The organism is Saccharomonospora saliphila YIM 90502, assembly GCF_000383795.1.
GTDB classification, from domain to species: Bacteria; Actinomycetota; Actinomycetes; order Mycobacteriales; family Pseudonocardiaceae; genus Saccharomonospora; species Saccharomonospora saliphila.
The window spans coordinates 12,238-16,468 of the sequence record NZ_KB912620.1; the positions used below are offsets into that span (position 1 = coordinate 12,238).

The 4,231-nt window shown below is 72.1% G+C and carries 2 protein-coding genes and 1 pseudogene; all 3 read right to left on the reverse strand.

Annotated elements, in window-relative coordinates; translation table 11 throughout:
• Nucleotides 1–648 (reverse strand): annotated as a pseudogene (locus SACSA_RS0103180) (glucose-6-phosphate isomerase); the annotation flags it as partial.
• Complete coding sequence (tal, locus tag SACSA_RS0103185; RefSeq protein WP_019813440.1) at nt 648–1,769, reverse strand: transaldolase; 1,122 nt, start codon at nt 1,767–1,769, stop codon at nt 648–650. The pseudogene SACSA_RS0103180 and the gene tal, both read right to left, overlap by 1 nt.
• An 84-nt stretch (nt 1,770–1,853) precedes the next feature.
• The gene (gene tkt / locus SACSA_RS0103190) at nt 1,854–3,947 is read right to left on the reverse strand and encodes a transketolase (protein WP_019813442.1); all 2,094 of its coding nucleotides are present in this window, start codon (nt 3,945–3,947) and stop codon (nt 1,854–1,856) included.
• Nucleotides 3,948–4,231: the final 284 nt, after the last annotated feature.

Sequence of the window (4,231 nt, forward strand, 5' to 3'; positions counted from 1 at the left end):
ACAGGTCCCCGAAGTCCCACCCACCAGGCCGAACGCGGTCAGCGCCGAATAGCGGCCGCCGACGTGCGGGTCGGCGAGGAACACGCGGCGGCAGCCCTGCGACTCGCCCAGCTCGGCCAGCGGCGAGCCCGGGTCGGTCACGACCACGATCCGGCGAGCGGCGTCGACACCCGCCTGCGCGAACGCGCGCTCGAAGATCCTGCGGTGGCTGTCGGTCTCCACGGTGGTGCCGGACTTCGACGACACCACCAGCACCGTGCGTTCGAGATCGCCCGCCAGCGCGTCGGCGACCTGGTCGGGGTCGGTGGTGTCGAGCACCGTCAGCCGCGCGTTCGCGGTGCGGGTGATCACCTCGGGAGCCAGCGAGGAACCGCCCATGCCCGCGAGCACGACCCGGTCGAACCCCTCGGACCGCAGCTCGGTGCGCAGTTCCTCGATTTCGCCGATCAGCGGCCGCGACGCCCGGTGCAGCGTGGTCCACGCCAGCCGGATCGCGGCCTCGGACTCGGCCTCCTCTCCCCACAGGGTCGCGTCGGCCGCGGTGAGCCTGCTCGCGACGCGGTCGGCCACCAGCTGGTCGAGCAACGGCGCGGCGGCACCGGCCAGGGCGGTGTCGGCCACCGTCACCGAGGTGCGCTCCGCCGCCATCAGGAGCGGGCCTTCGCGGCGTCGAGCTGATCGCGGACGGTGTCGAGCAGCTCGGACCAGGACTTGTCGAACTTCTCCACGCCCTCGTCCTCAAGCGTGCGGAACACGTCCGCGACGTCGATGCCGACGGCGTCGAGGCGGTCGAACACCTCCTGCGCCCGCGCCCCGGTGCCGCTGACGGTGTCCCCGGTGATCTCGGCATGGTCGGCCGCGGCGTGCAGCGTCTTCTCCGGCATCGTGTTCACCGTGTTCGCCACCACGAGCTGGTCGACGTAGCGGGTGTCGGAGTAGTCCGGGTTCTTCACGCCGGTGGAGGCCCACAGCGGGCGCTGGGGGTGTGCCCCCGCCTCGGCGAGCGCGGCCCACCGCTGCCCGGAGAAGGTCTCCTCGTAGGCGGCGTAGGCGAGGCGGGCGTTGGCGATGGCCGCCTCACCACGCAGGCCGAGCGCCTCGTCGGTGCCGATGGCCTCCAGTCGCTTGTCCACCTCCGCGTCGACACGGGAGACGAAGAACGAGGCCACCGAGCGGATGCCGGACAGGTCGTGCCCGTTGGCCTTCGCCTGCTCCAGCCCCGCGAAGAACGCCTCCATCACGGCGCGGTAGCGCTCCACCGAGAAGATCAGCGTGACGTTAACGCTGATGCCGTCGGCCAGGGTCCTGGTGATCGCGGGCAGGCCCTGCTCGGTCGCCGGGATCTTGACGAAGATGTTGGGCCGGTCGACCGCCTTCCACAGCTCGGCGGCCTCGGCCACGGTCCGCTCGGTGTCGCGGGCCAGTCCCGGGTCGACCTCGATGGAGACGCGGCCGTCCTTGCCGCCGGTGGTGGTGTAGACCTCACGCAGCGCATCGGCAGCCTCGCGCACGTCCTGCGTGGTCAGCTCGCGTACCGCCTCGTGCACGTCGGCGTCGCGCGCGGCCAGCGAGCGTACCTGCTCGTCGTACTCGGCGCCCTCGGCGACCGCGCCCGCGAAGATGGTCGGGTTGGTGGTGACGCCGACGACATGCCGGTCCCGGATCAGCTCGGCGAGGTTGCCGGTGCGCAGCCGCTGCCGTGACATGTCGTCGAGCCAGATCGAGACTCCTGCCTGCGAGAGTTGAGCCAGCCGGTCGGTGTTGCCCATGATCTCATCCCTCTCTCGTGTTGCGGCTCCCACGGCCTGGATCGCCACCGAGGGCGACGACCCAAACCCCGGACGGCCGCGGACTCAGTTGTGGGCCAGGCTGCGCCGCGCGGCGGCCACCACGGCCTCGGCCGTGAGGCCGAACTTCTCGTAGAGCGTGGCGTAGTCGGCGGAGGCGCCGAAGTGCTCCAGCGAGACGACCTCGCCGCGGTCGCCGACGAACCGGTGCCACGACTGCGCCACGCCCGCCTCCACGGCGACCCGCGCGGTCACGGTGGGTGGCAGCACCGCGTCGCGGTACTCGGCGTCCTGCCGGTCGAACCACTCGACGCAGGGCATCGAGATCACGCTCGTCGGCACGCCGTCGGCCTCCAGCGTCTCCCTGGCGGCCAGCGCGAGCTGCACCTCGGAGCCGGTGGCCAGCAGCAGCAGCTCCGGCGCCCCGTTCGAGGCCTCGGCGAGCACGTACCCGCCCCTGGCCACGCCCTCGGCGCTGGTGCCGGAGAGCACGGGCACGTTCTGCCGGGTCAACGCCAGCCCGGACGGGGCGTGCACGTCCTCGAGCACGGCCTTCCACGCGGCCGCGGTCTCGTTCGCGTCGGCGGGGCGCACGACGTTGAGCCCCGGGATGGCCCGCAGGGAGGCCAGGTGCTCGATCGGCTGGTGGGTGGGTCCGTCCTCGCCCAGGCCGATCGAGTCGTGCGTCCACACGTACACCACGGGCGCCTTCATCAGCGCGGCCAGCCGCACGGCAGGCCGCATGTAGTCGCTGAAGATGAGGAACGTCGCGCCGTAGGGGCGGGTGCCGCCGTGCAGGGCGATGCCGTTGAGGATCGCGCCCATCGCGTGCTCGCGCACGCCGAAGTGCAGATTCCGCCCGTAGGGCTCGGTGGCGAACATCTCCGTCGAGGCGGTCGCCGGGCCGAACGACGGGGAGTCCTTGATGATCGTGTTGTTGCTCTCGGCGAGGTCGGCCGAGCCGCCCCACAGCTCCGGCAGCACGTCGCCGACGGCGTTGAGAACCTCGCCGGAGGCCTTGCGGGTGGCGATGCCCTTCGCGTCGGGCTCCCAGGAGGGCAGCGAGGCCGCCCACCCCTCGGGCAGGGTGCGCGTGCGCAGCCGCTCGGCGAGTGCGGCCCGCTCGGGGTTGGCCTCGGCCCAGGCGTCGAAGCGCTCCTGCCAGCGCGCGTGCTCGGCCTTGGCCCGCTCGCCGACCTGACGGGCGTGGTCGAGCACCTCGTCGTCGATGGCGAAGCTGCGCTCAGGGTCGAAGCCCAGAGCCTTCTTCACCCCGGCCACCTCGTCGGCGCCGAGAGCGGCGCCGTGGGCCTTGCCGGTGTCCATCTTGGTCGGTGCGGGGTAACCGATCACCGTGCGCAGCAGGATGAACGACGGTCGCGTGGTCTCGGCCTTCGCGGCGGCGACGGCCTCCTCGAACGCGACGACGTCCTCACCGCCGGAGACCACCTGCACGTGCCAGCCGTAGGCCTCGTAGCGCTTGGCCGTGTCCTCGGACAGGGCGACGGTCGTGTCGTCCTCGATGGAGATCTTGTTGTCGTCGTAGACCACCACGAGGTTGCCGAGTTCCTGCCTGCCCGCCAGCGACGACGCCTCGGAGGTGACGCCCTCCTCGATGTCGCCGTCGGAGGCGATCACGTAGATGTGGTGGTCGAACGGACTCTGCCCCGGCGCGGCGTCCGGGTCGAGCAGACCGCGCTCGCGCCGGGCCGCCATCGCCATGCCCACGGCGTTGGCCAGTCCCTGGCCGAGGGGCCCGGTCGTGGTCTCCACGCCGGGGGTGTGGCGGTACTCCGGGTGGCCCGGCGTCCGCGAGCCCCAGCGGCGGAGCTGTTTGAGGTCGTCCATCTCAAGGCCGTAACCGGCGAGGAAGAGCTGGATGTAGAGCGTGAGGCTGCTGTGCCCCGCCGACAGCACGAAGCGGTCCCGCGCGGGCCACTCCGGGTCGGTGGGGTCGTGCCGCATGATGCGCTGGAACAGCGAGTAGGCGACCGGGGCCAAGCTCATCGCGGTGCCGGGGTGCCCGCTCCCGCAGTGCTCGACCGCGTCGGCCGCGAGTACGCGGACGGTGTCCACGGCCCGGGTGTCCAGATCCGTCCAGTCGGCCGGATACCTCCGGCGCACCAGCGGGTTGTTGTCCGTAGCGGCGTTGTCCGACACTAGATTCGGCTCCCTGAGTCTGCGCGTTCGCTGTTGCCGGTTACCCCGGTTGCCCGGTCTCCGGGCCCGTCGAAGCGATCTTAATCGATCCCGAAGCGCTATGGGAACGATCTCGCCGGCGGTCCGGTAGCGGCGGGCGGCCCTGCCCGTCCGGCCTCGTCAGCCTAGACGAGCGCCGCGCACGTGGGAGAAGCGCCGCGCACGTGGAGAGCGGTCGTGCCTACCCCGGCCCGGCACCCGGCCGCGCGCCGGAACGAGGTGTCGGCGCGGTGGAACCGGCGGCG